The sequence below is a fragment of the Thauera butanivorans NBRC 103042 genome (assembly GCF_001591165.1).
Taxonomy (GTDB): domain Bacteria; phylum Pseudomonadota; class Gammaproteobacteria; order Burkholderiales; family Rhodocyclaceae; genus Thauera; species Thauera butanivorans.
This window is the reverse complement of the sequence record NZ_BCUG01000071.1, coordinates 1-24,241: the sequence shown is the minus strand read 5'-3', so window position 1 is coordinate 24,241 and position 24,241 is coordinate 1. Positions and strand designations below refer to the sequence as shown.

Genomic DNA, 24,241 nt, shown 5'->3' with positions numbered 1-24,241 from the left:
CGTCCGCTCAAACTTACCCTTAGCCATATCGCCATCCTTAAGATCAGAACCAGAAAAACCAGAACGGCGCCCATTCAGACCGGAATCCGATCATCTTGGCCGCCGCGCCAGGCCAGGCAGAAAATGAGTGGTGCCCTTGACGTGGATTGAACACGTGGCCTCTCCCTTACCAAGGGAGTGCTCTACCACTGAGCTACAAGGGCGCCGAAAACAGCACATCTGGAGCGGGTGAAGGGAATCGAACCCTCGTCATAAGCTTGGAAGGCTTCTGCTCTACCATTGAGCTACACCCGCACAGCCACCACTGCATGAACTCGCAGCCGATTCCTCAACCTCAATCCTTCAACCCACTTCACTACTACGCCGACCGAACCGAACGCGCCGCCCGGCGTCTGTATTACTGGTGGAGGGAGAAGGATTCGAACCTTCGAAGGCTGAGCCGTCAGATTTACAGTCTGATCCCGTTGACCGCTTGGGTATCCCTCCACGCGAGAGCCACGCACTATAGGCGACGAAATAATCCATGTCAAACACTTTTTGCAGCTTTCCGCGCCGGCGTCGATTGCCGCCGCCCATTCCGCAGGATGCCGGGGAATCTTGCGGGTTTTCCGGCATTGAAAGCGCCACGCGCATTCGCTTAGCCTGATCGCACCGGCTCCCTGCTGGTACCGCCCACAAGGCCTGTGTCGCAGGCAGCCCGTGCCATTCCGGAAACCAAAGCTCTGGAAGGAGACAGCGCCATGGCCGTACATGACCCGCATCCCGCGACAAGGGCCCCCAGCCTGGACGACAAGTACACCGCCACGAGCGGCCGCGTCTATCTCACCGGCTACCAGGCGCTGGTCCGCCTGCTGATGATCCAGAAAGCCCGCGACGAGGCCGCCGGCCTCGACACTGCCGGCTTCGTTTCAGGCTACCGCGGCTCGCCGCTCGGTGGCCTCGACCAGACGCTGTGGAAGGCGCGCCGCCATCTCGAGCAGCACGGCATCGTGTTCCAGCCCGGCATCAACGAAGACCTTGCCGCGACCGCGGTCTGGGGCAGCCAGCAGGTGCAGCTGTCGCCGGGCGCCCGCCACGACGGCGTGTTCGCGATGTGGTACGGCAAGGGGCCGGGCGTCGATCGCTGCGGCGACGTCTTCCGCCACGCCAATGCCGCCGGCAGCGCCCGTTTCGGCGGCGTGCTGGTGGTCGCGGGCGACGACCACGCCGCCAAGTCCTCCACGCTGCCGCACCAGACCGACCACTTCTTCAAGTCGATGATGATGCCGGTGCTCGCCCCCGCGGGCGTGCAGCAGTACATCGATTTCGGCGTGCATGGCTACGCCCTGTCGCGCTATTCCGGCTGCTGGGTCGCGTTCAAGGCGCTCGCCGACACCGTCGAGACCTCCGCTTCGGTGGATATCGATCCCCAGCGCGTGCAGGTGGTGGTACCGACCGACTTCGCCCTGCCCGCCGACGGCCTCAACCTGCGCTGGCCCGACCCGCCGCTGCTGCAGGAAAAGCGCCTGCTGCACTACAAGCTGTATGCCGCGCTGGCCTACGCCCGCGCCAACCGGCTCAACCGGATCGTCATCGACTCGCCCAATCCGCGGCTCGGCATCATCACCAGCGGCAAGAGCTATCTGGACGTGCGCCAGGCACTCGACGACCTCGGCATCGACGCCGCACAGGCCGCCGAAATCGGCCTGCGGGTCTACAAGGTCGGCATGGTCTGGCCTCTCGAAGCCGACGGCGTGCGCAGCTTCGCCGAAGGCCTGGAAGAGATCCTGGTGGTGGAGGAAAAACGCCAGCTGCTCGAATACCAGCTCAAGGAAGAACTGTACAACTGGCGCGAGGACGTGCGCCCGCGCGTGGTCGGCAAGTTCGACGAGAAAGGGGAATGGGCGCACGTCCAGCGCGCGGACGGCACGATAGACCACGGCACCTGGCTGCTGCCCGCCGCGGGCGAACTGACGCCGGCGATGATCGCGCGCGCCATCGCGCTGCGCATCGGCCGTTTCGTCACCTCGGAACGCATCGAGACCCGCATCGCCTTCCTCCAGGCCAAGGAGCAGGCCCTGGCGCAGCGCAGCTTCAGCGCCGACCGCGTGCCCACCTTCTGCTCGGGCTGCCCGCACAACACCTCCACCCACGTCCCCGAAGGCAGCCGCGCGCTCGCCGGCATCGGCTGCCACTACATGGCGACCTGGATGCCCGAGCGCCGCACCCAGACCTTCACCCACATGGGCGGCGAAGGCGTACCCTGGGTCGGCCAGGCGCCCTTCACCGACGAAGCGCACATCTTCGCCAACCTGGGCGACGGCACCTACTTCCATTCAGGCCTGATGGCGATCCGCCAGGCCGTCGCGGCAAAGGTGAACATCACCTACAAGATCCTCTACAACGACGCCGTCGCGATGACCGGCGGCCAGCCTCACGACGGCCCGCTCGACGTGCCCACCATCGTGCGCCAGCTGCAGGCCGAGGGCGTGCACAACATCGTCGTCGTCACCGATGGCACCGAGCGCGCCTACGGTCCGGCCGACCTCCCCCATGTGCCGATCCGCCACCGCGACGAGCTCGACCTGATCCAGCGCGAACTGCGCGCCTCGGGCGGCGTCACCGCGCTGATCTATGACCAGACCTGCGCCGCCGAGAAGCGCCGCCGCCGCAAGCGCGGCACCTACCCCGATCCGGCGCTGCGGGTGTTCATCAACGAGGCGGTCTGCGAAGGCTGCGGCGACTGCGGCGACCAGTCCAACTGCATGTCCATCCTGCCGGTCGAAACCGACCTCGGCCGCAAGCGCCGCATCGACCAGTCCTCGTGCAACAAGGATTATTCCTGCCTCAACGGCTTCTGCCCCAGCTTCGTCACCGTCGAAGGCGGCAGCCTGCGCAAGGGCCAAGCCATCGCCGGCGACGAAGCCAGCCTGCCGCTGCTGCCCGAGCCGCAGCGGCCATCGACGACCACGCCCTTCGGCATCCTGGTCACCGGCGTCGGCGGCACCGGCGTCATCACCATCGGCGCCCTGATCGGCATGGCCGCCCATCTCGACGGCAAGGGCGTCACCGTGCTCGACATGACCGGGCTGGCACAGAAGGGCGGCTCGGTCTTCAGCCACATCCGCATCGCCGACCAGCCCGAGGCGCTGCATGCCGTCCGGATCGCCGCCGGCGAAGCCGATGCGGTGATCGGCGGCGACCTGATCGTCAGCGCCAGCGTCGAGGCGCTGGCCAAGATGGCGGCCAGCCGCAGCCGGGCCGTGATCAACACCGCGGAGATTCCCACTTCGGCCTTCGCCCACGACCCCGACTGGCGCTTCCCGCAGCAGCGCATGATCGCCACCTTGCGGGACGCCACTGCGGTCGACAGCGACTTCATCGATGCGCAGCGGCTGGCGCAGGCACTGCTCGGCGACGGCCTGGCGGTCAATCCCTTCCTGCTCGGCTTCGCCTGGCAGCGCGGCCTGGTGCCGGTGTCCGAAGCCGCGCTGATGCAGGCGATCGAACTCAACGGCGCAGCGGTCGACATGAACAGGCGCGCCTTCCGCTGGGGCAGGCGGGCGGCCCACGATCTGCAGAGCGTCGAAGCGCTGCTGCCGCCGGCAAGCGCGGAAAACCTGCCCGCACCGGGCCTGGATGCGCTGATCGAGCGCCGCATGGCGATGCTGACGGACTACCAGGACGCAGCCTATGCCGAACGCTATCGCCGCCTGGTCGAACGCGTGCGCGAAGCGGAAGCACGCTGCATCGGCGCCGGCAGCGGCCTGGCCGAAGCCGTCGCGCGCAGCTATGCCAGGCTGCTCGCCTACAAGGACGAATACGAAGTGGCCCGCCTCCACACTGCGGCCGCGTTCCGGCGGCAGCTCGACGAAACCTTCGAAGGCGACTACGGCCTGCGCTTCCACCTCGCCGTACCGCTGCTGGCACGCCCCGATCCCCATACCGGCCGCATCGCCAAGCGCAGCTTCGGCCCCTGGGTGCTGCGGCTGTTCCGCCTGCTCGCCGGCTTCAAGCGGCTGCGCGGCACACGTTTGGATATCTTCGGCCACACCGCGGAGCGGCGCGCGGAACGCGCGCTGATCACGGAATTCGAGACCGACATCGAGGAACTGCTCGGCAACCTGAGCCCGGACCGCCTGCCGCTGGCGATCCAGATCGCCGAACTGCCCGAGCGCATTCGCGGCTTCGGCCACATCAAGACCAGGAACATGGCCTGGGCGGCGCAGCAGCGCAGGCAGTTGCTCGCGCAATGGCGGGCCACCCCGGCGAGCACGGCCGAGCAGCCAGGCTCCGGCACGGAAGCCATGGCGGACAGCAGATCACGAACGGAGGTGACAGCCTGAAGCAGACCACCTACGCCCCCTGCCTCCAGACGTGCACCGAACAGGTGCGCAGCAGGGCGAGCAGTAGCACCAAATCCACGCACAGACGAAGCCACCTTCCACAATCCGACTCGGTGGGTTTCGCCTGCGGCTCTACCCACCCTACGCAGCAAAACGACGCAACGCGACGGCCAACGGCCTCGATCAAGCACCCAGGCAGCCCGCACCGTCCGGGGTATCCCTGGCGGGGGCGAGGACTGTCCGAGCCCGCAGGGCGAGTTCCGCAGCCCCCAGAAGGGATACCCCGGGCGGCGCGGGCGAGCCACCGGCACGGAGACATGCCCGATAAACCTCAGGATGCAGGCTAAGATCGGCGTCTTTCACCCTCCGCCAACCGATGCCGCCAGCCCTCAAAGCCCTCTGCGCCCAACTGCTCGGCGTGGCAGGCGCCTTCGCCCTCGCCCGTGCAGGATTCGTCGGCGGCCTGTGGCCGCTGGTCGCCGCGCAGGCAGTCCTGGCCGCCCTCGCCAGCCTGCTGCTGCGCAGCGAACGCTGGTGGCTGCCGATCCATCTCGGCTTCCTGCCCACCGCGCTGCTCGCCCATGGGCTGGCGCGGGCGCTGGACCTGCACCCCGGCTGGTTCCTGGCCGGCTTCGTGCTACTGCTGCTCGTATACTGGACGAGCTTCCACAGCCGCGTGCCGCTCTACCTGAGCAACCGCGCGACCGCGGCAGCTCTCGGCCAGTTGCTGCCCGCCGCGCCGGCCCGCCTCCTCGACATCGGTGCCGGCACCGGCTCGGTGCTCCGCCCGCTCGCCCGTGCCCGGCCGGACTGCCGCTTCACCGGTATCGAACTCGCGCCCATTCCATGGTTGCTCGGGCACCTGTTGACGCGTCGTCTGCCCAACATCGACTGGCGGCGCGGCGACCTGTTCGCCCCGGCATGGTCGGACTGCGACGTGGTGTATGCCTTTCTGTCACCGGTGCCGATGGCGGAGGTCTGGGCCAAGGCCAGCGCCGAGATGAAACCCGGCAGCCTGCTCGTCAGCAACAGCTTCGCCGTGCCCGGCATCGAAGCGGAACGGATCGTCGCCGTCGGCGACCGGCGCGGCACGCAGCTCCACCTGTACCGGATCGGCGTACCGGGCGACAGCGCCGATAGGCCGAAATAGCGGGTCGAACCGGCGCTTTTCCACCGCTTGCCGGCGTCCCTGTCCCCGGATAATCCCGATCGTGCGGTCGACCGCGGCCGCCAGCAAAGGATGGACGGATTCATGGCTGAGATCATCTGCGTGATCGGCAACAAGGGCGGCACCGGCAAGACCACGCTATCGCACATGCTGTGCCAGGGCCTGGGCCTGCTCGGCCAGCGCGCCGCCTGCGTGCTCACCGACACCTCGCGCGAGCCGCTGTCGCCCGCCGGCCGGCGCTACGTCACCGCCGATGCCCGCACCCGCGAGGCGCTGACCAAGGTCGTGGACAAGCTGCGCGGACTCGACGACTGGATCGGCATCATCGACGGCGGCGGCAACCGCACCGAGATGGACCGCAAGCTCTATGCACTGTCGGACATCGTGCTGCTGCCGTTCCGCGAATCGCACGAGGACATCCGCACCGTGCTGCGCGACCTCGAGATGTTCCCGCGCGCCTACGCCGTTCCTTCGCAGTGGCCGAACAACGCCTGGCAGCGCGACGCCGCCGACCGCGCCGTCGCGCAGCTGATGCATGCCCACCGCCACCGTATCCTGCGCCCGGTCAACGCGCTGTCGTCCTCGAAGCTGCTGCTGCAGCGGCAGATACCGGAACAGCTGCCGACGCCGCTGGCCAACGCCTGCCGTTCGATCGCCCGCCAGGTGCTGCAGGTTCTCGAGATCGACTTCGCCGAAGCCGCCGACGACGAACACCTCGACGACGTCGAGCCGCTGCCGGCAACGGAGCGGCCCCTGCGCCTGGCCGGCGCGGCGCGGCGCTCCCACTGAGCCAGGCCGGACGGCCCCGCTCCGCTCAAAGCCGCGCGCCGCAGCGCGACATCACGACCAGCGCCTGGGCGCGGCTCGACACGTCGAGCGCGCGGAAGATCGCCGTCATATGCACCTTGACCGTGCCTTCCGAAACCCCTAGCAGGTCGGCGATCTCCCGGTTGGTCCTGCCCGCGGCGAGCAGTTCGAGCACGCGCCCCTGGGCCGCGGTCAGGCCGTAGCGCTCGCTGGCCGGCAAGCGGGCCCGCTTTGCCGGCTGCGCAGCCGTTTTCGCCTCGGGCAGATGCACTCCGCCTTCGAGCACGTCCCTGACCGCCTGCAGCAGCACTTCGCTGGAACTGGATTTCGACACGTAGCCGGAAGCGCCGGCCTTGATCGCGCGCCTCACCGATGCCTCGTCGTCGATCGCCGACACCACCACGGCCGGAATCTCGGGGAAGCGCTTCGCCAGGATGGCGAGCAGGGAGAAGCCGCTCATGTCGGGCAGCATCAGGTCGATCACCGCCAGGTCGATGTCGCCGTCGGCATCGAGGCAGGCCAGCGCCTGGTCGGCGCTGCTCGCCTCGACGCACACCAGCCCCGCCTGCAGCCGTGCCAGGCTCTGTGCCATGGCTTCGCGGACGAGGGCATGATCCTCGACGATGAGTATCCTGCTTGCATGCCGTTCCACCTGCAACACCACCCTCGCTGTCGTATGCCGGCGAAGCATAGCATGCAGGCCGGCAGGGTCTTTCACCCCGTGCGGCCGAAAACGGCGACAATCGCTTCCCCTGCGCACGGGCGTCTGCCGACGGCGGCCGTGCGCACTCTGAGACAGGAGGAGGACAGGCCATGATTTCGGACTGGGGCGTCCGTTCGCGGGTGATGCTGGCGGCCGTGCTGCCGATGCTGATCCTCGCCGCAATCATGACCACCGTATTCACCGGCCTGCGCCTCTCCGATCTGGACGAGGCGCTCGCTGCGCGCGGCCGCGCCTTCGCCCGCCAGCTCGCGGCGGCGAGCGAGCAGGCCATGTTCGCCGGCAACACCAAGGCGCTGCAGCAGATCGCCTCGTCCGCGACCGGTGAAGACGACGTCCTGGCCGTGCACATCTTCGATCGCGACGGCCAGTTGCTGGCGCTCAGCCGGCAGGCCACCGACCCGCCGGCGCCTCCGCTGCCGGAGCCCCGGCTCGCGCCCCCGCTGGAAGCCCGCTCCACCTTGCTGCAGGACGGCATGCTGCTGCGGCTGGCCGAGACGATCCGGCCGATGCCGATCGACATCGACGACGGCATTTCGCTCGCGCCGGCCGATGCGCCGCACATCGACCTGGCCCGCCCGCAGGGAATCGTGGTGCTCGATCTCTCGCTCGAACGGCTGCAGCAGCGCCGCACCGAACTGCTGCTGGCCGGCATCGGCTCGATGCTGGTGGTGCTGTTCGCCAGCCTGCTGCTGGCCGCACGCCTGAGCCGCGGCGTCACCGGCCCCATCCGTGCAGTCGCCGACGTCGTGCTGCGCATCGGCCACGGCCGGCTGCACGAACGCGCCGCAGCCCGCGGCGGCGGCAGCCTGCAGCGCCTGGCGCGAGGCGTGAACGAAATGGCCGAGCGCCTCGAGCATGCGCATGACCACATGCGCCGCCAGATCGACGAGGCCACCGCCGAACTGCGTGCCCGCACGGCCGAAGCCGAACATGCCAACGCGTCGAAATCGCATTTCCTCGCCGCCGCCAGCCACGATCTGCGCCAGCCGATGCATGCGCTCGGCCTGTTCATCTCGGAGCTGTCGCAGCAGGCGCTCGATGCACGCAGCCGGCAGATCGTCGATCGCATCGCCGCCTCGGCCAGCGCGATGGAGCAACTGCTCGACAGCCTGCTCGACATCTCGCGCCTGGATGCCGGCGTGCTGGTGCCGGTCGTCCGCAGCTTCGATCCCGCCCCCATTCTCGAGCGCATCCGCGACGAGCAGCGGCCCGCCGCCCGGGCACGCGGCATCCGGCTGTACCTGCGGCAGCCGGCGACGCAGCGGTACGTGCGCAGCGACCCGATGCTGTTCGAGCGGATCGTCGGCAACCTCGTCAGCAACGCCGTCCGCCATACGCGGGACGGCAGCATCCTGATCGCATGCCGCGGCCGCGGCGACGCCCTGCGCGTGGAAGTGCGCGACGACGGCCCCGGCATCCCGGCCGAATTCCAGCAGGCGATCTTTCAGGAGTTCGTGCAGCTCGGCAACCCCGAGCGCGCACGCGACAAAGGGCTCGGCCTCGGCCTGGCGATCGTGCGCCGCCTGGTCGACCTGCTCGGCCACCGCCTGGAGCTGCGCTCGGCCCCCGGACGGGGATCGGTGTTCGCCCTCGAGCTGCCCTTCGGCCCCCTCGAAGCCGAGACTGCCGCAAACGAGGAAGTCCGTGCTCTCGGCAGCCTCAGCGGTGTCCGCGTCGCCGTGGTGGAAGACGATCCGCTGGTGCGGGACGCCATGCTCGGTCTGCTCGCTTCCTGGGGCTGCGAACTGATCGTCGCCAACGACGCCGAGCACCTGCTCGAACAGCTCGAGGACGAAGCCGAGCCGATCGAAATCCTCATCTCCGACCTGCGCCTGGGCGGTGCGCTCGACGGCATCGAACTCGCACAGAAGCTGCGCCGGGAGCGCCAGGCGCCGCCATTGCACGCAGTGCTGATCAGTGGCGACACCGCGCCCGAGGCGCTCGCCCGCGCCCGCGCAGCCGGCCTGCCGCTGCTGCACAAGCCGCTGCGCCCGGCCAAACTGCGCGCACTGATGCACCGCATGCTCGGCGGCCATTGAGCTGCGCGAATGCGGATGCAGCAGCGAGACGATCCATCGGTTACTATTCGGTCATCACCACCACTTATCGGGAGCGTGTCAATGTCTCAAGATCACAACGCGCAGGATCCGCTCGAATTCGTTCGCGGCATGTGGAGCAGCATGGGCTTTTCGCTTCCCGGCATGGTCACGCCCACCCTCGACGTCGACGAGCTCGACAAGCGCATCACCGACATGAAGGCGGTCGAAGGCTGGCTGAAGATGAACCTGAACATGCTGCAGATGAGCATCCAGGGTCTGGAACTGCAGCGCGCCGCGCTCTCGGCGGTCAAGGCGATGAGCACGCGCTCCGACTCGGACGAGGCGGGGCCCGATATCAGCACCAATCCCTTTGCCGCAGCGGCGGCGATGTGGCCCTGGAACCTGATGAATCCGGCCGAACAACCGCAGGCCGACACCGCCGCGCCCGCGGCCGAAGCCAAGGCGAGCCCCCGCAGCACTCGGCGCAAGCCTGCCGGCGACAAGTAAGGCCAGGCGCAAGACCTGCACCCGGCGGGCACCGCCCGGCTCCGGCCTGAGGTGCCCGTTGTTTCGCTCTGCCCGCAGCCGGCCCCGCGTCAGATGACGCCCGCCTCGCGCAGGCGCGCGATGTCGGCCACGCTCAAGCCAGCCTCGCCCAGCACCGCGTCGCTGTCGGCGCCCGCCACTGCCGGCGCCGGCCGGAAGACCTGTTCCGGCATGCCCGACAGCTTCACCGGCGGGCCGAACTGGCGCACGCCATCCACCTCGACCACCATGCCGCGCGCTTGCAGTTGAGGGTTCTCCAGGCTTTCGTCCAGGCTCAGCACCGGCGTCACGCAGCAATCCACGCCATCGAACAGCGCCACCCACTCGGCCTGGCTGCGGCGGGCGAAAATGGCCGCGACCTCGGCCCTGGCCCGTTCTCCGGCTTCGCCGCTCGCCAGGTGGAAAGGCTTCAGGTCCGGCCGTTCGAGCGCATCGCAGACCATGTTCCAGAACTTCTCTTCCAACGCGCCGACCGCCATGTAGCGGCCGTCGGCGGTGCGATACACGCCGTAGCACGGCACCTGGCCGGTCAGCAGATCCTCGCCGCGCGGCCTCACTCGCCCGTTCGCCAGCACTTCGGCCAGCGGGAAGATGGCATGGGCCATCACGCCATCGGTCATCGACACATCGACCATCCTCCCCTTGCCGCTCGCGCGGGCATCGACCAGTGCCGCCAGGATGCCGAACAGGGCGGTCATGGTGCCGCCGAGCAAATCACCCAACTGCAGGTTGGAAAGCGCCGGCGCGCCGCCCGCGGCACCGATCTGGTCGAGCACGCCGGCATAGCCGATGTAGTTGATGTCGTGCCCGGCGCGCTGCGCATAGGGGCCGGTCTGGCCGTAGCCGGAGATGCTGCAGAACACCAGGCGCGGATTGATCCGCGCCAGCGCGGCGTAGCCGATGCCGAGCTTGTCCATCACCCCCGGCCGGAAGCCTTCGACCAGGATGTCGGCGTCCGCCACCAGCTTCTCGAACACCGCCCTGCCTTCCGGATGCTTGAGATCCAGGCGCAGGCTGCGCTTGTTGCGATTGACCACCTGGTAGAACCAGCTGGTGTCGCCGCCCATCGCACCCATGCCGCGCGCGTAGTCGCCGGCGCCGGTGTCCTCGATCTTGATGACGTCGGCACCGTAGTCGGCCAGATGCTGCGTCGCCAGCGGGCCGGGCAGCAAGCGTGTCAGATCGAGCACGCGCACGCCGGCCAGCGGCGCGCGTGCGGAATCACAGGGGGTTTCGGCCATGGGCATCCTCACACGAGAACGGCGCCCGCAGGCGCCGCACGGTAAAACGGAACGGACGCAGCTTACGCGTAGGTCCGCATGTCGTCGATCACCTTGCCGTCATTGGCGAGCGCCCCGCCCGGCAGGAAAGCGACCTCGCCACGCAGCTTGGTCAGCTCGCGCAGGCTGGCGGCGATCGCCGCCGCCAGCGTCTCGCCGCCGCCGCCGGCGACTTCGCACATCAGCGTCATGCGGTCGTTGAGGTCGGGGTTGTCCACCACCAGCCGCGCACGGGTGATCTCGGGATGGCGCTTGACGACCTGGGCGATCTGCCCCGGATGCACGAACATGCCCTTGACCTTGGTCGTCTGGTCGGCCCGGCCCATCCAGCCCTTGATGCGCAGATTGGTCCGCCCGCAGGGCGGGGCGCCGGGCAGCAGCGCCGACAGGTCGCCGGTGCCGAAGCGGATCAGCGGGTAGTCGGGATTGAACGTGGTCACGACCACTTCGCCCACTTCGCCGGGCGCGACCGGATCGCCGGTGCCCGGACGGACGATCTCGACCACGACGTCCTCGTCCACCACCAGCCCTTCGCGCGCCTCGGTCTCGTAGGCGATCAGGCCGATGTCGGCGGTGGCATAGGCCTGGAAGGCCTGGATGCCGCGCGCGGCGAAGGCGTCGCGCAGGCTGGGGGGAAAGGCTTCGCCGGAGACGAAGGCCTTGGTGAAGGACGGCCTGAGGCCGAACTCCTCCGCCTTGTCCAGCAGGATGCGCAGGAAGGACGGCGTGCCGACATAGGCATCGGGCCGCAGGTCGGCGATCGCCGCCAGCTGCTGCTCGGTCTGGCCGGTGCCGGCCGGAAAGACCGTGCAGCCCAGCGCATGGGCCGCCGTTTCCATCATCGAGCCGGCTGGCGTGAAATGGTAGGAGAAGGTGTTGTGCACCAGATCGCCGGCGCGGAAGCCGGCCGCAAACAGGGCGCGGGCGAGGCGATAGTAGTCGGCACGCGCGCCCTCGGGTTCGTACAGCGGCCCGGGCGAAGCGAACACCCGCCGGCAGGCCGCGCCCCAGCCGACGGCGGCAAAGCCGCCGAAGGGCCTCGCAGCCTTCTGCAGCTCCAGCAGTTCCGACTTGCGCGTGACCGGCAGCGCGGCAAGCGCGGCGCGGCTCGACACCGCAGCGGGGTCGACGTCCGCGAGCAGTCTGGCGAAGGCCGGCGCGTTCGCGCGCGCATGGGCGATCTGCGCCGGCAGGCGCGCCATCAGCTCGCGCTCGCGTTGATCTGGATCGCGGGTTTCCCGCTCATCGTAGAAATTCATGTCGGCATCCCTGTTCGCTGCGTTGTGGAATTCGCTGCGGCGCCCGTGCTCAGCTCAGCCAGCGCTTGCGGCGGCGGTAATGCTTGACCTCGCGGAAGCTCTTGCGCCCTTCGCCCGACAGGCCGAGGTAGAACTCCTTGACGTCCTCGTTGCTCGCCAGCTCCTGCGCCGCGCCTTCCATGACGATGCGGCCGTTCTCGACGATGTAGCCGAAATCCGCATAGCGCAGCGCCACCATGGTGTTCTGTTCGGCGAGCAGGAAGCTCACCTTTTCCTTGGCGTTGAGATCCTTGACGATCTCGAACACCTCTTCGACGATCTGCGGCGCCAGGCCCATCGAAGGCTCGTCCAGCAGCACCATGTTGGGGTTCGACATCAGCGCCCGGCCGATCGCGCACATCTGCTGCTCGCCGCCCGAGGTATAGGCCGCCTGGCTGGTGCGGCGCGTCTTCAGGCGCGGGAAATAGGTATAGACCTTGTCGAGATTGGCGGCGATCTCGCCCTTGTCGCTGCGGGTGTAGGCGCCGGCGAGCAGGTTTTCCTCGATCGTCAGGTGGGCGAAGCAGTGGCGCCCCTCCATCACCTGCACGACGCCGCGGCGCACCAGGTCGGACGGCGACAGCGCTTCGACGCGCTCGCCACGGTACTCGATCATGCCCTTGGTGACTTCGCCGCGCTCGCCCTTGAGCAGGTTCGAGATCGCCCGCAGCGTGGTGGTCTTGCCCGCGCCGTTGCCGCCCAGGATGGCGACGATGCGGCCTTCCGGCACCTGCAGCGATACCCCTTTCAGCACCAGCACCACGTGGTTGTAGATGACCTCGATGCCGTTCACGTTCAGGAGGATGTTGGACTCGGGAGCCGGAGGCGCATTCGTCGTGGAGGTGTTCATCGTCTCATCCGCTGTTGATGCGGGCGCCGCGTTCGGGCGGCGGCCCGTCCTGATTCATGGCAACCCCGGCCCCTTGCGGGACCGGGGCGCAAGGCTCAAGCCTTGCAGTCGTCGGCGCTGCGGCGCTGGATGCGCTTCTCGGCGGCGTAACGGTCGGCCGCTTCCTTGACCAGGGGATCGATCACGCTCTTGTCGCCCTCGTACCAGGTCTCGCCCATCACCCACTTGCCGCCGTCCCACTGATGGACGCGCGCCCACGACGATCCCATGTGGTCGTCGCACGAGGTCTTGATCGGGCGCACCACGCCGGCCAGGCCCAGCTCTTCCAGGCGCTTGTCGTCGATGTCGAGGTTCTCGAAGCCCCAGCGCACCTGCTCGGGCGTCACCACCTTGCCCTGGCCGTACTGTTCCTGGGCGCGGCGGATGGCTTCCACCGTGAGCATGGAGATGAGCATGCCGCGGGTGTAGAGCACCGAGCCGACCTCGTCGCGCGGACCGGAGCCCTGGCCGGCGTCATGCACCTTCTTCAGGATGTCCTGGATCAGCGGGTAGCCGGTGCCGTTGGGGTTCAGCGCCAGCGCGTTGTAGCCCTTGGCGTTGGCGCCGACGTCCTTGACGTCCGGCTCGGCGCCGGCCCACCACACGCCGTACATCTTCTCGCGCGGGAAGCCGGTGGCCACCGCTTCCTTCAGCGCGGTGGAGTTCATCACCCCCCAGCCCCACAGCAGCACGTAGTCGGGACGGTCGCGGCGCACCTGCAGCCAGGTGGCCTTCTGTTCCACGCCCGGCGCCGTCACCGGCAGCAGGTTGAGCTGGAAGCCGTGCATCTCGGCGCGCTTCTGCAGCAGCGGGATCGGCTCCTTGCCGAACGGCGAGTCGTGATAGACCAGCGCGATCTTCTTGCCCTTGAGCTTGTCCAGCCCGCCTTCCTTCTCGCCCAGGTGCTGGATCAGGATGTCGGCCGCGGTCCAGTAGCTGCCCATCAGCGGGAAGTTCCACTTGAACACGCCGCCGTCCTGCGACGCCGCCAGGCCGTAGCCCAGCGTGATCAGCGGAATCTTGTCGATCGGCGCCTTGTCGGTCAACGCGAAGGTGATGCCGGTGGATTGCGGATCGAACGACGAGGCGCCGCGGCCCTTCAGGCGCTCGTAGCACTCCACGCCCTTGTCGGTGGCATAGCCGGTTTCGCATTCCTCATAGGCGATCCTGACGCCGTTCACGCCGCCATTGGCGTTCACGTACTTCAGATAATCCTGCTTGCCATTGGCCCAGGGGATGCCGTTGGGCGCGTAGGCACCGGTGCGGTAGGACAGCAGCGGGATGTACTGCTCCTGCGCCACGGCGGGGGTGGCGAAGGATGCCGCACCCAGGGTGGCGAGCGTCGCTGCGAGAGCCAGAGGTTTGAATTTCATGGGTGTCTCCTCGTGTTTTTGGTGAGTGGTACGTACCGCGTACCCGGAAGCTGCAACGAAAGCCCGAACTCCGCATCGATTCGGGCACCGCACCGGAAAATCAGTGCGGGAAGGGCCATAGCCGCATCTTCTGCTTGCCCACGCTCCACAGCTTGGCCAGGCCGTGCGGCTCGACGATCAGGAAGAACACGATCAGCGCACCGAAGATCATGTGCACCAGATGGGAGACGGTGGCCGTGGAGATGGGAATGCCCAGCCAGTGCGGCAACTGGTCGAGCACCACCGGCAGCAGCACCATGAAGGCCGCGCCGAGGAAAGCACCGGAAATCGAGCCCAGCCCGCCGATGATGACCATGAACAGCAGCTGGAAGGAGCGGTCGATGGAGAAGGCCGCCGGCTCCCAGGCGCCCAGATACACGAAGGCCCACAGCACGCCGGCCACGCCGACGATGAAGGAGCTCACCGCGAAGGCCGTCAGCTTGGCGTACACCGGGCGGATGCCGATCACCGCCGCCGCCACGTCCATGTCGCGGATCGCCATCCACTGGCGGCCGATGGCGCTGCGCGTCAGGTTCTTGGCCATCAGCGCGAACACGCACACCACCACCAGGCAGAACAGGTACTTGCTGACCGGCGACTCGATCGGAATGCCGAACACGTTCAGGTTGGCCACGCTCACCGAACCCGAGGTCGAATGGTTGGTGAACCAGCCGATGCGCAGGAAGGCCCAGTCGGTGAAGAACTGCGCCGCCAGCGTCGCCACCGCCAGGTACAGGCCCTTGATTCGCAGCGACGGAATGCCGAACAGCACGCCGATCACGGTCGCCGCCAGCCCGCCGAGCAGCATCGCCACGATCAGCGGCATGCCGTCGATGCGGACCATGAAGTTGTAGGCGGCATAGGCGCCCACCGCCATGAAGGCACCGGTGCCGAGCGAGATCTGGCCGCAGTAGCCGACCAGGATGTTGAGCCCCAGCGCCGCCAGCGCCAGGATCAGGAAGGGAATCAGGATGGCGCGGAAGAAGTATTCCGAGCCCAGCAGCGGCATCGCCACGAAGGCGACCAGCAGCAGCAGGCCGATCGCCCAGCGGTCCTGCAGGATGGGAAAGATCTGTTGGTCGGCCGCGTAGCTCGTCTTGAACTGGCCGTTTTCTCTGTACAGCATGCGGATGTTCTCCCGGAGTGCGTGACGCGGTCAGACGCGGTCGATGATCTTTTCGCCGAACAGCCCTTGCGGCCGCACCAGCAGGAAACCCAGCGCCAGCACGTAGGCGAACCAGATTTCGATGCCGCCGCCGAGCATCGGCCCGATGTAGATTTCCGACAGCTTCTCGCCCACGCCGATGATCAGCCCGCCGATGATCGCCCCCGGCACCGAGGTCAGCCCGCCCAGGATCACCACCGGCAGGGCCTTCAGCGCCACCAGCGACAGCGTGAATTGCACGCCCAGCTTGGAGCCCCAGATGATGCCGGCGATCAGCGCGGCGAAGCCCGCCACCGACCAGACGATGACCCAGATCGTGTTCAGCGGGATGCCGATCGACTGGGCGGCCTGGTGGTCGTCCGCCACCGCACGCAGCGCGCGGCCGGTCTTGGTCTTCTGGAAGAACAGCGCCAGCACGATCACCAGCAGCGCGGCGATCACCGCGGCGACGAGGTCTTCCTTGCTGACCATCACGCCGCCCTCGAACATGCCTTCGAGGATGAAGGCCGGGTCCTTCGGCATGCCGACGTTGATGCTGTAGATGTCGCTGCCGAACAGGGTCTGGCCGAAGCCGTCGAGGAAGTAGGCGATGCCCAGCGTCGCCATCAGCAGCGTGATGCCTTCCTGGTTGACCAGCTTGGACAGGCACAGGCGCTCGATCGCCCAGGCCAGCACCACCATCATCGCCATCGCCGCGATGAAGGCCAGCAGGTTGGCCAGCAGCAGGCTCTCGAAGCCAAACCACTTCGGGAACCATTCGGCGAAGCGCGCCATCGCCAGCGCGGCGAACAGCACCATCGCCCCCTGGGCGAAATTGAACACGCCCGAGGCCTTGTAGATCAGCACGAAGCCGAGCGCGACCAGCGAATACAACATGCCGGCCATCAAGCCGCCGAACAAGGTTTCAAGAAAGAATCCCATGACTGTGTCCCCGCTCAGTGCGACGTGCCAAGGTAGGCACGGATGACGTCTTCGTTGCTGCGCACCTCGTCCGGCGCGCCGTCGCCGATCTTCTTGCCGTAGTCGAGCACCACGACACGATCGGAAATGTCCATCACCACCCCCATGTCGTGCTCGATCAGCACGATGGTGGTGCCGAACTGGTCATTGACGTCGAGGATGAAGCGGCACATGTCCTGCTTCTCCTCCACGTTCATGCCGGCCATCGGCTCGTCGAGCAGCAGCATCGACGGCTCCGCCGCCAGCGCGCGGCCCAGCTCGACGCGCTTCTGCAGGCCGTAGGGGAGCTGCCCCACCGGCGTCTTGCGCACGTCCTGGATCTCGAGAAAATCGATGATCTCCTCCACCTTCTCGCGGTGGGCGATCTCCTCCTTCTGCGCCCGGCCCCAGTACAGCGCCATCTGCAGGATGTTGCTCTTCATCATCAGGTTGCGGCCGGTCATGATGTTGTCCAGCACGCTCATGCCCTTGAACAGCGCGATGTTCTGGAAGGTGCGGGCGATGCCCTGGCGCGCCGCCATGTAGGGCTCGAGCCGCTTGCGCTCCTGGCCGCGGTAGAGGATCCGGCCTTCCTGCGGGTGATAGACGCCGTTGATGACGTTGAGCATCGAGCTCTTGCCGGCACCGTTGGGGCCGATGATCGAGCGGATCTCGTGCTCGCGCACGTCGAAGCTGATGTCGGTCAGCGCCTTCACGCCGCCGAAGCGCAGCGAGATGTTCTGCAGGTCCAGGATCACGTCGCCGAAGCGGCGGCCCGAATCCGCGGCGGCAGCCGAGGCGGCGGGGTTGATGTCGGTCATGTCCATTCCTCGTCTCCTCAGGCGGCGCGCTGGCCGGCCTGCGGCGCAAAAGTCTTCGCTTCCTCGATGCGCAGGTCGGCCGAGACCTTGCCGACGCGGCCGTCCTCGTAGGTAACCTGGGTCTCGATGAACTGGCGCGCGCGGCCCTCGAACAGCGCATCGACCAGCACCGCGTACTTGTCGGCGATGAAGTTGCGGCGCACCTTGCGCGTGCGGGTCAGTTCGCCGTCGTCGGCGTCCAGCTCCTTGTGCAGGATCAGGAAGCGCTTGATCTGCGCGCCGCTCATGTTCGGATCGGCGGCGAGGTCGGCATTAACCTTCTCGACGCAGTCGCGGATCAGCGCATACACGGCATCCTGCGAGGCGAGGTCGGTGTAGCCGGAATAGGCCATGCCTTTCTTCTCGGCCCAGTTGCCCACCGCCTCGAGATCGATGTTGATGAAGGCAGTGGCGAAATCCTTGCCGCTGCCGAAGGTCACCGCCTCCTTGACGTGCTGGAAGAACTTGAGCTTGTTCTCGATGTAGTTGGGCGCGAACATCGAGCCGTCGGCCATCTTGCCGACGTCCTTGGCCCGATCGATGATCTTCAGGTGCCCATCCTCGTCGAAATAGCCGGCATCACCGGTCATGAAGTAGCCGTCGGCATTGATCGCCTCGGCGGTGGCGTCCGGCCGCTTGTAGTAGGCCTTCAGCAGCATCGGCCCCTTGACCAGGATCTCGCCGTTGTCGGCGAGCTTGACCTCGACGTAGGGCGCCGGCTTGCCCACCGAGTCGAGCTTGATCTCGCCGTCGGGCTGCAGGCAGACGTAGGCGCAGGTCTCGGTCTGGCCGTACAGCTGCTTCAGGTTGATGCCGATCGAGCGGTAGAAGCGGAACAGGTCGGGGCCGATCGCCGCGCCGGCGGTGTAGGCGACGCGGATGCGGCTCATGCCGAGCACGTTCTTCAGTGGCCCGTACACCAGCAGATTGCCCAGCCAGTACTGGAAGCGGTCGCCGCCGGAGACCGGCTTGCCGTCCAGGATGTCGGAGCCGCAGCGGCGGGCGACCTCCATGAAATGGTGGAACATGCCGCGCTTCAGCGCGCTGGCGTCCTCCATGCGGATCATGACCTGGGTCAGCAGGTTCTCGAACACGCGCGGCGGCGCGAAGTAGTAGGTGGGGCCGATCTCGCGCAGGTCGGTCATCACCGTCTCGCCGGACTCCGGGCAGTTGATCGTGAAGCCGGCCACCGTCGCCTGGGCGAAGGAGAACAGGTGATCGCCCACCCAGGCCATCGGCAGGTAGGACAGGATGTCCTCGCGCTCGGTCAGCGCATCGAACTGGATTGCGCCGCGCGCCGCCGAGATGAAAGCCTCGTGGGTCTGGCACACGCCCTTCGGCTTGCCGGTGGTCCCCGAGGTGTAGAGCATCACCGAGATGTCGTCCGGCGCGCCCTTGGCGATCTCGCCATCGAGGAAATCCGGTCTTTCCTGCGCCCAGGCACGGCCGGCCTCCTGCAGCGCGTCCAGCGCCATCAGCAGGGGCTGGTCGTACTTGCGCAGGCCGCGCGGATCGTCGTAGATCACGTGCTGGAGCAGCGGCGTCTCGGCGGCGATCTCCAGCATCTTGTCGACCTGCTCCTGGTCCTCGACGATGGCGAACTTGACCTCGGCGTCCTGCAGCACATAGACCATCTCCTGCGCCACGGCGTCCTGGTACATCATCACCGGAATGCCGCCGAGGCACTGGCAGGCCATCACCGACCAGTACAGCCGCGGCCGGTTGTCGCCGACGATGGCCAGGCGGTCGCCGCGCTTGAAGCCGAGCTTCGCCAGGCCGCAGGCGATCGCCCGCACGTTGTCGGCCACCTGGCCCCAATCGTAGGTCTGCCAGATGCCGTATTCCTTCTCGCGCATGGCGGGCTGCTGCGGCCGCTGCCTGGCATGGTGCATCAGGTAGCGCGGAAAGGTATCCAGCCCCGCATCCCGCCGGTCGTTGTCGGACATGCCCCTCTCTCCTCCAGTGTCGTACTGCCTGTCTCCTCGGCCGCTGCTCTGGTTTCGTCCTGCGGTCCGGGTGCGACACGGCATGCCGCCCGTGTCGATTCAGGCTGCAGTCTCGCAAGCCATGTTTGCGCAACTGTTTGCAGAATGTAGTGAATTGTTGCAATCGCCGAATCCGCGCCCCGCCGTGGCCGGCTGCCGCCGGCGCCCGGGCTCCGGACGCCGTTCGGGCAACGCCCGGGAGCCGAATTCGCGCTAGACTTCGACGGCACGGAGAGTTTGCCCACGAGCGCTGGCCGGCAGGGGGTTTGCCCGCCTCGGGCGCCACCGCGTCCAGCAATGAGGATGTCGTCCCCATGGAACACAAGGTCTTCACCAAGCCGGTCCACGTCACGACCTGGATGGGCGTTTTCCTGGCGCTGGTGGCGCTGCTCGCGGCGGTGCTGGTGCCGCAGCTCAAGCACGCCTTTCTCGCCAACCCCGGCTTCAACGGCGTGATCCTGTTCGTGCTGGCGATCGGCATCGCCGTCAATCTGCGCCAGGTGTGGCGGCTGCAGCGCGAAGTCCTGTGGATCGAAGCTTTCCAGCGCCATCCGGAAGCCGCACCGGACCTGCGCCCCGTGCTGCTGGCGCCGATGGCGCGGCTGCTGTCGAACCGGCGGCGCGGCGAGTCGCACCTGTCGCCGGCCTCGATGCGCACCCTGCTCGACAGCGTGCAGATCCGCCTCGAAGAACAGCGCGACCTGTCGCGCTACATCGTCGGCCTGCTGATCTTCATCGGCCTGCTCGGCACCTTCTGGGGCCTGCTCATCACCATCCGCTCGATCAGCGAGATCATCGGCAACATGAGTGTCGGCACCGATCCGGTGGCGATGTTCGAGAGCCTCAAATCCCATCTCGACGAACCGCTCGGCGGCATGGCGACCAGCTTCTCGACCTCGCTGTTCGGCCTCGCCGGTTCACTCATCGTCGGTTTTCTCGATCTGCAGGCCGGGCATGCGCAGAACCGCTTCTACAACGAGCTGGAAGAATGGCTGTCGCACATCACGCGGCTGCCCTCCGCCACCGGCCTCGAAGGCGAGGCGAGCGTGCCGGCCTACGTGCAGGCCCTGCTGGAACAGACCGCCGAAGGCATGGAGCGCATGCAGCGCACCGCGGTCGAGTCCGAACGCGAACGCCGCGTCACCGCCGAGCACCTCGCCGAACTCAACACCCAGATCGGCCGCCTGACCGAGCTCATCGGCCGCGAATCGCGCGACCTGTCGGCGCTGTCCTCGTCGCAGGAAGACCTGCGCGGCCTGATCCGCCAGCTCGCCCAGCAGCCGGCGCAAGGCACGCAGACCGCCCAGTTCTCGGAAGAACTGCGCGCCGAACTGCGCCTGCTGTCGCGCACCATCGCCGCGGCGCTCGGCGGGCAGAAGGCAAGCTGAGCGATGGCCCGCCTGAACCAACGCCGCGCGCTGGACTTCTGGCCCGGCTTCGTCGACGCCCTGGCCTCGCTGCTGATAGCGCTGGTATTCGTGATCCTGATCTTCGTCATCGGCCAGTTCGTGCTCAGCGACGCGGTCAGCGGGCGCGACCGCGCGCTGGCGCGCCTCAATGCCGAACTGGCGGCACTGGCACAGACGCTGAGCCTGGAACAGTCGGCGCGCGAGCGGGCCGACGCGCAGGTCGGCGAACTGAGCGCTTCGCTGGCCGCCACCGAGCGCGAACGCGAAGCCCTGTCCACCGAACTGTTCAGCGCCCGCGACGAACTCCACGCCGCACAGGACGAAGCCCGCGCGCAGCGCGAGGAAGCCGCCCGGCTGGGCGCCGGCATCGCCGCACTCGAACGCCTGAAGGCCGAACTCGAAGCCGAAGTCGCGCGCCTGGCCAGCGCCCTCGACACCAGCGAACGCGGCCTCAAGGAACAGACCGAGATGTCCGCACAGGCCATCGCCCAGGTCGAACTGCTCAATCGCCAGCTCGCCGCCGTGCGCACCCAGCTCGAACAGCTCAACACCGCGCTGGCCGCCGCCGAAGCGGCCGCGCGCGACAAGGATCTCAGGATCGAGGAACTGGGGCGCGAACTGAACCTGGCGCTGGCCGCCCGCGTGCAGGAGCTGGCCCGCTACCGCTCGGAATTCTTCGGTCGCCTGCAGGCCGTGCTCGGCGACCGCAAGGACATCCAGATCGTCGGCGACCGCTTCGTGTTCTCGAGCGAAGTGCTGTTCCCGACCGCCTCGGACGAAGTCAGCGCGGACGGCATGGTCCAGCTCACCCGCCTGGCCGAAACGCTGAAGACGCTGGCCGCCGAGATCCCGGCCGACCTGCCCTGGGTGCTGCAGGTCGATGGCCACACCGACCGCCGGCCGATCTCCACGCCGCGCTTCCCGTCCAACTGGGAACTCTCCACCGCGCGCGCGCTGGCCATCGTCAAGATCCTGCGCGGCCAGGGCATTCCGCCGCAACGCCTAGCGGCAACCGGCTACGGCGAATTCCATCCGCTCGACGCGCGCACCAGCGACGAAGCCTACGCCCGCAACCGCCGCATCGAACTCAAGCTCACCAGCCGCTGACGCCAGCTGCCATCCTGTCAGCCCCCTTTTGCCGAGCCTTGCGCTGCCCCCTTCGCCGACTCCAGGTCCTCGACCACCAGCGACAGGGCATCGGTCGACAGCAGCACCTCGATCAGCGACAGCACCAGCGACAGGGCGAGCGTCAGGATGCTGGCGCCGAACAGCAGCTTGCCCGGCAGGTCGGCGTCCATGAACAGCGCGAACATCGACAGCGCGCACAGCAGGAAGCTGAACACGCCGAAACCCTGCATGTACTTGGTCAGCAGGATGCGGCGCTTGAGCCCGGGCAGCTGGCGCTGCACCAGTTCGCCGCTGCGGTCGACGGATGAATTCAGTTGGCGGATGACTTGCGCCAGCGTCAGGAAACGGTTGGTGTAGGCGAGCAGCAACAGCGAGATCGCCGGAAACAGCAGCGCCGGTGTGGTCAGGTTCATCATGGCCGGCAGTGTAACTCCGGCCGGCTTGCGCAGTCTCGGCCCTCCGGTTCCCTGGCCCCCCGCTCGTCCCCCTCGTGTCAGACCTTTATCCGTGCCAGGGCGGCATCGAGCCCGCAGGACACCTCGGCCAGGCTGCGCGACGCGTCGGCGATGCCGCTCACCGCGGCCGAGGACTCCCCGGCGCGGCGGGCGATGCCCTCGGCGCTGCCGGCGATCGAGGTCACGGCGGCCGATTGCTCGCGGGTGGCCAGCTCGATGCCGTCGATCAGGCCCAGGCTGTTCTCGGCCGAGGCGCGGATCGCCGCCAGGGCCGCCTGGGTCTCTTCGATCAGGCCGACGCTGAGGCGCACCTGCGTAGTGCCGGATTCGGCATTGCCGGCCGCGGTCCGGGTTTCGTCGTGCAACGAACCGATGATGGCGCCGATCTCGCCCGTCGCCGCCGTCGTCCGCTCGGCCAGCTTGCGCACCTCGTCCGCCACCACCGCGAAGCCGCGTCCCCATTCGCCCGCCCGTGCCGCTTCGATCGCAGCATTGAGCGCCAGCAGATTGGTCTGATCGGCGATCTCCTTGATGACGATGGCGATGTTGCCGATCTCGCCCGAGGCCGCTCTGAGCCTGTCCATGCTGGCAGCGGTTTCGCCCACCGTCCGCGCCAGTTGCCCGATCTCGCTCACGGCCCGTTCCGCCTGCGCCATGCCGTCGGCAGCGGCGCGCTGCGTCTCGCGTGCGGCCTCGGCGGAGGCAAGCGCATGCTCGGCCACTTCGCCCACCGCCACGGTCACCTGCTCGACCGCCGCCGCGGTGGAGGACGCCTCCTCGCTCATGCCCGCCGCACCGCTCGACACCAGGCCACTCGACTGCTTCAGCGTATCCGACTGCACCACGATCCGCTCTGCCGCCTCGCGGACATTGATCAGGATCGCCTGCAGGTTGGCCATCATCGCGTTGAAGGCGTCTCCGATCGCACGCACTTCGCCACCGCCTTCGATATGGACGACACGGCGCAGATCACCATCCCGCTGCGTTGCCGACATGGTTTCGCGCAGGCGGGACAAATCCGCCCGCACGCCTCGCATCACGCCGAACTGCAGCCAGCCGCCAGCCGCGAGGACCGCTGCCAGCGCCGCCCAAAGCCAGGCATCGGACAAGGCCCGGCCACCGAGTGCGGCCAAGGCCAGCATCGCCACACCGGCTGCCGCGACGCCCAGCCCGAAGCCGAAGCGTCCTGCCAGCGACCAGTCCGACAAGCGCCCCGCCAGCCCGGTCCGGACCACGCGTCCCTCACGCACCTCGAAGCGGCCGGGACGGCTGCGCATCCGGCGATAGGCGGCATCGACCTCGGCAATCGTCGCCCGATCGACATGGCGCCGCACGGATTCGTAGCCGATCACCTTGCCGTTCTCGCGCACCGGCGAGGCGAACGCCTGCACCCAGTAGAAACCGCCGTCCTTGCGGCGGTTCTTGACGTAGCCGCTCCAGGGTTCGCCCGCCTTCAGCGCCCGCCACAGATCCCCAAAGGCCTCCGGCGGCATGTCGGGATGGCGGACGACGTTGTGCGGCCGGCCGATCAGTTCCTCGCGGCTGAAGCCCGACAGGGCGACGAAGAGATCGTTTGCCGCGACGATCTTGCCCAGGCAGTCTGTCCGGCTGTAGATGAACTCGCCTTCCGGCACCAATGTCTCGACCGATGTCACGGGCTGGTTGTTTTTCATTTTTTGTTTCCGCCAGGGGATGTTTTCAGGGGGCACTTTCATCAACGGATACCAAAACCATTTCTTTAGCAATGGCACTACCCATATTAGATGCCCATTCCTGGCAATTCCATCCCCGGCCGTTGCCGGCTGGCGAAAA

General features: G+C 67.7%; 18 protein-coding genes and 3 tRNA genes. 7 read left to right on the top strand and 14 right to left on the bottom strand.

Features of this window, described 5'->3' with window-relative positions:
• Positions 1–128 precede the first annotated feature (128 nt).
• From TBU01S_RS20610 to TBU01S_RS20600, 3 genes are all read right to left on the bottom strand, one after another.
• Positions 129–203: transfer RNA gene (locus TBU01S_RS20610), tRNA-Thr, on the bottom strand.
• 17 nt (positions 204–220) lie between these two features.
• A tRNA-Gly gene (locus TBU01S_RS20605) sits at positions 221–294 on the bottom strand.
• 107 nt (positions 295–401) lie between these two features.
• Positions 402–486 (bottom strand) — tRNA-Tyr (locus TBU01S_RS20600).
• Positions 487–740: 254 nt separating this feature from the next.
• Here TBU01S_RS20600 and TBU01S_RS20595 point away from each other — a divergent pair.
• The 3 genes from TBU01S_RS20595 to TBU01S_RS20585 all read left to right on the top strand — a co-directional run bounded on the left by TBU01S_RS20595 (position 741) and on the right by TBU01S_RS20585 (position 6,282).
• Complete coding sequence (locus TBU01S_RS20595; protein ID WP_068639372.1) at positions 741–4,325, top strand: indolepyruvate ferredoxin oxidoreductase family protein; 3,585 nt, start codon at positions 741–743, stop codon at positions 4,323–4,325.
• A gap of 376 nt (positions 4,326–4,701) precedes the next feature.
• Complete coding sequence (locus TBU01S_RS20590) at positions 4,702–5,475, top strand: class I SAM-dependent methyltransferase (protein WP_068639371.1); 774 nt, start codon at positions 4,702–4,704, stop codon at positions 5,473–5,475.
• A 102-nt stretch (positions 5,476–5,577) separates the two neighbouring features.
• A complete protein-coding gene (locus TBU01S_RS20585; protein WP_068639370.1) occupies positions 5,578–6,282 on the top strand; it encodes a P-loop NTPase family protein in 705 nt (234 codons plus the stop codon).
• 25 nt (positions 6,283–6,307) lie between these two features.
• Here the strand turns inward: TBU01S_RS20585 and TBU01S_RS20580 are convergent, their stop codons facing one another.
• Positions 6,308–6,952, bottom strand: coding sequence for a response regulator (locus TBU01S_RS20580; protein ID WP_281178483.1), 645 nt, complete (start codon positions 6,950–6,952; stop codon positions 6,308–6,310).
• Between the two features lie 161 nt (positions 6,953–7,113).
• Here TBU01S_RS20580 and TBU01S_RS20575 point away from each other — a divergent pair, with 161 nt between their 5' ends.
• Together TBU01S_RS20575 and TBU01S_RS20570 are read left to right on the top strand one after the other, a co-directional pair.
• Positions 7,114–9,063, top strand: a complete 1,950-nt coding sequence (locus tag TBU01S_RS20575; protein WP_068639368.1) for a hybrid sensor histidine kinase/response regulator — start codon at positions 7,114–7,116, stop codon at positions 9,061–9,063.
• Between the two features lie 81 nt (positions 9,064–9,144).
• Positions 9,145–9,570: a PhaM family polyhydroxyalkanoate granule multifunctional regulatory protein gene (locus TBU01S_RS20570; RefSeq protein ID WP_068639367.1), complete on the top strand. Its 426-nt coding sequence runs from the start codon at positions 9,145–9,147 to the stop codon at positions 9,568–9,570.
• A gap of 89 nt (positions 9,571–9,659) precedes the next feature.
• On the opposite strand, the gene TBU01S_RS20565 is transcribed toward TBU01S_RS20570, so the two are convergent.
• The 8 genes from TBU01S_RS20565 to TBU01S_RS20530 form a co-directional block, all read right to left on the bottom strand.
• Positions 9,660–10,850: a CaiB/BaiF CoA transferase family protein gene (locus TBU01S_RS20565; protein WP_088178907.1), complete on the bottom strand. Its 1,191-nt coding sequence runs from the start codon at positions 10,848–10,850 to the stop codon at positions 9,660–9,662.
• A 62-nt stretch (positions 10,851–10,912) separates the two neighbouring features.
• Positions 10,913–12,148 (bottom strand): phenylacetate--CoA ligase family protein, encoded by a 1,236-nt coding sequence (locus TBU01S_RS20560; protein ID WP_068639365.1) that lies wholly within the window; start codon positions 12,146–12,148, stop codon positions 10,913–10,915.
• 49 nt (positions 12,149–12,197) lie between these two features.
• Positions 12,198–13,037 (bottom strand): ABC transporter ATP-binding protein, encoded by an 840-nt coding sequence (locus TBU01S_RS20555; protein ID WP_068639364.1) that lies wholly within the window; start codon positions 13,035–13,037, stop codon positions 12,198–12,200.
• A gap of 95 nt (positions 13,038–13,132) precedes the next feature.
• On the bottom strand, positions 13,133–14,449 hold the full coding sequence (locus TBU01S_RS20550; RefSeq protein WP_068639363.1) for an ABC transporter substrate-binding protein: 1,317 nt from the start codon (positions 14,447–14,449) through the stop codon (positions 13,133–13,135).
• Between the two features lie 100 nt (positions 14,450–14,549).
• A complete protein-coding gene (locus TBU01S_RS20545) occupies positions 14,550–15,614 on the bottom strand; it encodes a branched-chain amino acid ABC transporter permease (protein WP_068639362.1) in 1,065 nt (354 codons plus the stop codon).
• 30 nt (positions 15,615–15,644) lie between these two features.
• Complete coding sequence (locus TBU01S_RS20540; protein ID WP_068639361.1) at positions 15,645–16,574, bottom strand: branched-chain amino acid ABC transporter permease; 930 nt, start codon at positions 16,572–16,574, stop codon at positions 15,645–15,647.
• Positions 16,575–16,588: 14 nt separating this feature from the next.
• On the bottom strand, positions 16,589–17,419 hold the full coding sequence (locus TBU01S_RS20535; RefSeq protein ID WP_418647275.1) for an ABC transporter ATP-binding protein: 831 nt from the start codon (positions 17,417–17,419) through the stop codon (positions 16,589–16,591).
• A gap of 11 nt (positions 17,420–17,430) precedes the next feature.
• Positions 17,431–19,398 (bottom strand): AMP-dependent synthetase/ligase, encoded by a 1,968-nt coding sequence (locus tag TBU01S_RS20530; protein ID WP_068639360.1) that lies wholly within the window; start codon positions 19,396–19,398, stop codon positions 17,431–17,433.
• Between the two features lie 353 nt (positions 19,399–19,751).
• Here TBU01S_RS20530 and TBU01S_RS20525 point away from each other — a divergent pair, with 353 nt between their 5' ends.
• Both TBU01S_RS20525 and TBU01S_RS20520 read left to right on the top strand, forming a co-directional pair.
• The gene (locus TBU01S_RS20525; protein WP_068639359.1) at positions 19,752–20,825 is read left to right on the top strand and encodes a MotA/TolQ/ExbB proton channel family protein; all 1,074 of its coding nucleotides are present in this window, start codon (positions 19,752–19,754) and stop codon (positions 20,823–20,825) included.
• A 3-nt stretch (positions 20,826–20,828) separates the two neighbouring features.
• On the top strand, positions 20,829–21,953 hold the full coding sequence (locus TBU01S_RS20520; RefSeq protein ID WP_068639358.1) for a peptidoglycan -binding protein: 1,125 nt from the start codon (positions 20,829–20,831) through the stop codon (positions 21,951–21,953).
• A gap of 17 nt (positions 21,954–21,970) precedes the next feature.
• Here the strand turns inward: TBU01S_RS20520 and TBU01S_RS20515 are convergent, their stop codons facing one another.
• The gene (locus tag TBU01S_RS20515) at positions 21,971–22,387 is read right to left on the bottom strand and encodes a DUF2721 domain-containing protein (protein WP_068639373.1); all 417 of its coding nucleotides are present in this window, start codon (positions 22,385–22,387) and stop codon (positions 21,971–21,973) included.
• An 80-nt stretch (positions 22,388–22,467) separates the two neighbouring features.
• The gene (locus TBU01S_RS20510; protein ID WP_068639357.1) at positions 22,468–24,102 is read right to left on the bottom strand and encodes a methyl-accepting chemotaxis protein; all 1,635 of its coding nucleotides are present in this window, start codon (positions 24,100–24,102) and stop codon (positions 22,468–22,470) included.
• Positions 24,103–24,241 lie beyond the last annotated feature (139 nt).

What these genes read in the sequence shown, in the direction of transcription:
- TBU01S_RS20515 (WP_068639373.1), bottom strand. Translation starts at nt 22,387, where the DNA reads ATGAACCTGACCACACCGGCGCTGCTGTTTCCGGCGATCTCGCTGTTG.
- TBU01S_RS20540 (WP_068639361.1), bottom strand. Translation starts at nt 16,574, where the DNA reads ATGGGATTCTTTCTTGAAACCTTGTTCGGCGGCTTGATGGCCGGCATG.
- TBU01S_RS20590 (WP_068639371.1), top strand. Translation starts at nt 4,702, where the DNA reads ATGCCGCCAGCCCTCAAAGCCCTCTGCGCCCAACTGCTCGGCGTGGCA.
- TBU01S_RS20555 (WP_068639364.1), bottom strand. Translation starts at nt 13,037, where the DNA reads ATGAACACCTCCACGACGAATGCGCCTCCGGCTCCCGAGTCCAACATC.
- TBU01S_RS20545 (WP_068639362.1), bottom strand. Translation starts at nt 15,614, where the DNA reads ATGCTGTACAGAGAAAACGGCCAGTTCAAGACGAGCTACGCGGCCGAC.
- TBU01S_RS20565 (WP_088178907.1), bottom strand. Translation starts at nt 10,850, where the DNA reads ATGGCCGAAACCCCCTGTGATTCCGCACGCGCGCCGCTGGCCGGCGTG.
- TBU01S_RS20550 (WP_068639363.1), bottom strand. Translation starts at nt 14,449, where the DNA reads ATGAAATTCAAACCTCTGGCTCTCGCAGCGACGCTCGCCACCCTGGGT.
- TBU01S_RS20510 (WP_068639357.1), bottom strand. Translation starts at nt 24,102, where the DNA reads ATGAAAAACAACCAGCCCGTGACATCGGTCGAGACATTGGTGCCGGAA.
- TBU01S_RS20535 (WP_418647275.1), bottom strand. Translation starts at nt 17,419, where the DNA reads ATGGACATGACCGACATCAACCCCGCCGCCTCGGCTGCCGCCGCGGAT.
- TBU01S_RS20575 (WP_068639368.1), top strand. Translation starts at nt 7,114, where the DNA reads ATGATTTCGGACTGGGGCGTCCGTTCGCGGGTGATGCTGGCGGCCGTG.
- TBU01S_RS20530 (WP_068639360.1), bottom strand. Translation starts at nt 19,398, where the DNA reads ATGTCCGACAACGACCGGCGGGATGCGGGGCTGGATACCTTTCCGCGC.
- TBU01S_RS20585 (WP_068639370.1), top strand. Translation starts at nt 5,578, where the DNA reads ATGGCTGAGATCATCTGCGTGATCGGCAACAAGGGCGGCACCGGCAAG.
- TBU01S_RS20560 (WP_068639365.1), bottom strand. Translation starts at nt 12,148, where the DNA reads ATGAATTTCTACGATGAGCGGGAAACCCGCGATCCAGATCAACGCGAG.
- TBU01S_RS20520 (WP_068639358.1), top strand. Translation starts at nt 20,829, where the DNA reads ATGGCCCGCCTGAACCAACGCCGCGCGCTGGACTTCTGGCCCGGCTTC.
- TBU01S_RS20595 (WP_068639372.1), top strand. Translation starts at nt 741, where the DNA reads ATGGCCGTACATGACCCGCATCCCGCGACAAGGGCCCCCAGCCTGGAC.
- TBU01S_RS20525 (WP_068639359.1), top strand. Translation starts at nt 19,752, where the DNA reads ATGGAACACAAGGTCTTCACCAAGCCGGTCCACGTCACGACCTGGATG.
- TBU01S_RS20570 (WP_068639367.1), top strand. Translation starts at nt 9,145, where the DNA reads ATGTCTCAAGATCACAACGCGCAGGATCCGCTCGAATTCGTTCGCGGC.